Genomic DNA, 4278 nt, shown 5'->3' on the forward strand with positions numbered 1-4278 from the left:
TCTGGTTTGTTGGACTGCCCGCATTATACCCGGCCCGAAGTGGTGGCGGGGGCAAGTGTTCCGGAGGTGCTGCTATCCGGAGACCATGGGCGTATCCGCCGCTGGCGTTTGCAACAGTCGCTAGGCCGTACCGCCGAGCGGCGCCCGGATTTGCTGGAGCAAAGAGGTTTGCAGGCGGGTGAAAAAGAATTATTGGAAGAGTATCGCCGTCAGGACGGCGAAACGCAGTAATACTAGGCTAAGGAGTTGGGTATGAACATCATTGACGAAATTAATCAGGAACAAATGAAGTCGGTACTGCCGCCTTTTGGTGCGGGCGATACGGTAGCCGTTCACGTAAGGGTGAAGGAAGGCGACCGCGAGCGTATCCAGATTTTTGAGGGCATTTGCATTGCACGCCGTAATCGTGGCCTGCACTCTGCTTTCACGATCCGCAAAATCTCCAACGGTGAAGGGGTGGAGCGCGTGTTTCCCTCTTATTCGCCGCTGGTGACCAAAGTGGAAGTGAAGCGTCGTGGTGATGTGCGCCGCGCCAAACTCTACTACCTGCGTGATCTTTCTGGTAAGGCCGCACGCATCAAGGAAAAGTTGGGCTGATGCAGTCTGACGCGACACCTGGCCATGGCTGGGTTCGGGTTGGATGAGGGGGTGCTGACGCCGGGTTCGCTGGAGATCCTCGAATACTGGCGTTCTGCTTCTGTAGCTGAGCGGGAAATCCTCTGGGCCGATTCCGCTCAGCGCTTGGTCTTGCGCGCTGCCTGGCAGCAGAGTTTGTTGCCGCACTGGTGGGCCGCCGCCGCAGATGCGCAGGCCCTGCAGATTGTGGCGGACACCCTGGCGCTCCTCGCTGATGCGGAGTCTTTGCCCCCTGCACTGTTGGCGACTGCCTTACAGGTGCAGGAGGCATCGCTGGTGAAACCAGCAGCCGTGCTGCCCGCAGCGCTGAGGTCTGAGGCCGCCAACCCCATGCCCTTGGACATGGAGGCGGACACCTTCGCCAAGGCTATTGAAGACGGTGATCTGGAGACGTTGGCGCCGTTGCTGTTCAGTATGGCGGAGGACGAAAATGCCCGGCGAATCGTCCTTACCCGGCTGGCCCAGCGCCTAGCCGATGACAATCATGCCGAAGGCCTGCGCACCATTCTCTATGGACAGTGGCATGATGCCGCCGCCAATCTCCCCGCGCAGCCCTTCTCACTGGGGGCGATGGCGCTTTTGCAGAGTCACTGGCAACTGCCAGCCGGGGTGGCGGTGGTAGTTCCTGAAGGGCGTGCCAGCCGCGACCCGGCCACGGACAAGCCCCTGCTCCATGCCCTGCGAGAACGCGATTTGCCCGCCTTCATGGGGCGTATCCGCGCCCTCGGCGACCAGCCCCTGGACGCCATACGCCAGCTTTTCCTGACTGTTACCCTGATGATCATTGAGGGTGGTGGCGGCACGGACCCTCTGCCATTGATCCGTCTCTATGTCTGGCTCGGCACTTTGCTGGCCTTACCGCACCGCAGTTTGCGGCAGGCGCGGAAAGTATTGTTCAGCGCCGCAGCGACTACTTTTGGCTTTGCCGGATGGCAGCGCCAGGAAGACTGGCCGGATTTCAGCACGCTGGCCGCTTATCGTGAACGGGCAGCCACGGAACCAGTACCTGCGCCATGGAGTTGGCAGAGTGCATTGTATGCCGCCGCCGCCGATGCCGGCCCGCAGTGGTGGTTGCAGGTGGCAGAACGTGGTGTGACACAAGGTTGCCCAGCGGGTTTCTGGTCCTTGTGGCGCACTGCGCAGCGCGCCGGATCCTTGACGGGAGGCCCATTGGCATGGATTCACCCTCTGGTAGTGACGCGTCTGTATCTGGATTGAATGGCGTGTGTCCTGAAGCACCGCTACTTTGTCCTCCATGGATCAGTCAATGAGTACCGCATCTGCTGCCCTGCCGGCCGATCGCCAGCAGATCGACGCCTTTCTCGACGCGCTGTGGCTGGAAAAAAACCTCGGCGAAAATACCCTCGCCGCCTACCGGCAGGATCTCCTGCAGGTGGCCGTCGCGTTCGCGGCGCAAGGTTTGAGTCTGGATACTGCCGATGAAGGGGCGCTGACGCGCTTGCTGGGGCAGAAGTTACAATCCGGGGCGGCCTTACGCTCCGTGGCCCGGCTGCTTTCCAGCATACGCCGCTTCTATGGTCATGCAGAGCGGGAGGGCTGGGTGACCTGTGATCCCAGCCGCAATCTGCAAAGTCCCCGTCTTGGTCGCGCGTTACCCCATGTCCTCAGTGAAACAGAAATAGAGGCACTGTTGCTGGCCCCCGATTGTGCACGCCCTTTGGGATTGCGCGATGCAGCCATGCTGGAGTTGATGTACGCCTGCGGTTTGCGGGTGTCGGAGCTGGTGAATCTGGAGATGCGCCAGGTGGATCTCAGCGCCGGTCTGGTGGTGGTCTTTGGCAAGGGTCGCAAGGAACGTCTGGTGCCCATGGGGGAAGTGGCCGCCGGACGCATGGCGCAGTATCTGCAAAGTGGTCGTCCGCAGATATTGGGCGAACGCATCAGTGCCGCCATTTTCGTGACCAGACGCGGGGCGGCCATGACGCGGCAGCGTTTCTGGCAAAACATTGAGCATTACGCCCAGTCCGCCGGGATTACTCAAATAGTGTCGCCGCATAGTTTGCGCCACGCCTTTGCCACCCATCTGCTGAATCATGGCGCGGATCTGCGCAGTGTGCAGTTGATGCTTGGCCACGCGAATCTTTCCACCACGGAGATTTATACCCATGTGGCGCAGGCGCGTTTGAAGGAATTACATCAGAAGCATCACCCGCGCGGGTGATGCCCGTATTGTCGCGCCGTTACTTCTTAGGCAAAGTCACCACCACATAGATGCTCGCCTTGCCCTGCCGCACCAGCAACGGGATGGGTTGATTCGCGGGCAGACTGGCGACAATGTGCTCCAACTGGGTGGGGTTGTTGACGTCCTGCTGATCAATCTGCTGGATGATCATGCCCGGCATAATCCCGGCTTCCGCTGCCGCTCCTTCACTGACTCCGACCACCACGACACCATGATGCACGTCCAGCCGCTTCTCGATGTCGGGGGTCAGAGACTGGACATGGATGCCCATACGGGAGACTTTGCCCACTTGGGCAGGCTGGGAAGCTTCCTGGCTGCCGGAAGGCCCTGCCATGTTTTTGGGTAGGGCGGTAACCAGGACATCTTTGGTTTCCGCCGCACCGCGGTGGAGGATGCCGACCCTGGCACGCGTGCCCGGCAGGGTATTGCCAACCATAGGTGGCAATTGCCCGACATTGTACACCGGCTTGTTGTCATAGGTGACAATGACGTCACCGGGCTTGATGCCCGCCTTGGCAGCCGGGCTGCCCGGCATGACGGAGGCGACGAGTGCACCCACCGGTTCCTTGAGATGCAGCGCTTGCGCCATGGGCGGTGTGACATCCTGCACTTCCACGCCCAGATAGCCGAACTGGATCGCCTTGTGGTCCTTGAAGTCCTGCACCACCCGCATCACGGTATTGATGGGAATCGAGAAAGACAAGCCCATGTAGCCGCCGCTGTTGGTATAGATCTGATCATTGATGCCCACCACCTGGCCCTTCATGTTGAAGAGCGGTCCGCCCGAGTTGCCGGGATTGATGGGCACGTCGCTCTGGATGAAGGGGATGTATTCGTCATCGGGCAGCGGGCGGTTCATGGCACTGACCACCCCTTGGGTCACGGTGTTGTAAAAGCCGAAAGGCGCGCCGACGGCGAGTAGCCATTGGCCGACCTTCATGTCATCCGAGTTGCCGATGGGCACGGTGGGCAGGTTCTTGGCGTCAATTTTGAGCAGCGCCGTGTCATAACGTACTGAAAGACCGATCAGCTTGGCCGGGTAGGCGTGGTGATTGGTGAGGGTGACGACGACATGGTTGGCGCCGCGCACGACGTGACCAGCAGTGACGATATAGCCATCGGGGCTGATGATGAAACCGGATCCGAGCGATTGGATTTTTTCATGCTGCTGTGGACCTGAACCGTTTTGTCCGGGGGCCATGAAGTGATGGAAAAACTGATAAAAAGGCGAATTGGGTGGAAAAGGGTTGGCCTGCTGGTGGATGACCTTATTCGTGGTGCTGCTGATATTCACTACCGCTGGGCCGTAACGGTCGATGATCGGGGTAAAATCCGGCAGAGCGACCAACGCCTGTTGAGGAGCTGTGTTCGTCGAGATAGACAAAGCTGGTGCTGTAGGTGCATCGGCTTGTGCCCACTCCGTTGCACCCAGTGCAAAA

The 4278-nt window shown here is 59.9% G+C and carries 4 protein-coding genes and 1 pseudogene; 4 read left to right on the forward strand and 1 reads right to left on the reverse strand.

Going from position 1 to position 4278, the window contains the following annotated elements:
* From HF921_RS11470 to xerD, 4 genes and pseudogenes are all read left to right on the forward strand, one after another.
* Positions 1–231 (forward strand): annotated as a pseudogene (locus tag HF921_RS11470) (tRNA (guanosine(37)-N1)-methyltransferase TrmD); the annotation flags it as partial.
* A gap of 21 nt (positions 232–252) precedes the next feature.
* Positions 253–597 (forward strand): 50S ribosomal protein L19, encoded by a 345-nt coding sequence (gene rplS / locus HF921_RS11475; protein WP_064219946.1) that lies wholly within the window; start codon positions 253–255, stop codon positions 595–597.
* 24 nt (positions 598–621) lie between these two features.
* The gene (locus HF921_RS11480) at positions 622–1854 is read left to right on the forward strand and encodes a hypothetical protein (protein WP_215893847.1); all 1233 of its coding nucleotides are present in this window, start codon (positions 622–624) and stop codon (positions 1852–1854) included.
* Positions 1855–1903: 49 nt separating this feature from the next.
* Positions 1904–2818 (forward strand): site-specific tyrosine recombinase XerD, encoded by a 915-nt coding sequence (gene xerD, locus HF921_RS11485; RefSeq protein WP_215860938.1) that lies wholly within the window; start codon positions 1904–1906, stop codon positions 2816–2818.
* 19 nt (positions 2819–2837) lie between these two features.
* Here the strand turns inward: xerD and HF921_RS11490 are convergent.
* Positions 2838–4278: Do family serine endopeptidase (locus tag HF921_RS11490; RefSeq protein WP_226834544.1), on the reverse strand; the 1441-nt coding region annotated here is incomplete at its 5' end.

Origin of the sequence: Acidithiobacillus ferriphilus, assembly GCF_018854775.1 — a bacterium.
GTDB classification, from domain to species: Bacteria; Pseudomonadota; Gammaproteobacteria; order Acidithiobacillales; family Acidithiobacillaceae; genus Acidithiobacillus; species Acidithiobacillus ferriphilus.

Excerpts from the sequence above, each read along its gene's own strand:
- rplS (WP_064219946.1), top strand. The coding sequence starts at position 253 with ATGAACATCATTGACGAAATTAATCAGGAACAAATGAAGTCGGTACTG.
- HF921_RS11480 (WP_215893847.1), top strand. The coding sequence starts at position 622 with ATGGCTGGGTTCGGGTTGGATGAGGGGGTGCTGACGCCGGGTTCGCTG.
- xerD (WP_215860938.1), top strand. The coding sequence starts at position 1,904 with ATGAGTACCGCATCTGCTGCCCTGCCGGCCGATCGCCAGCAGATCGAC.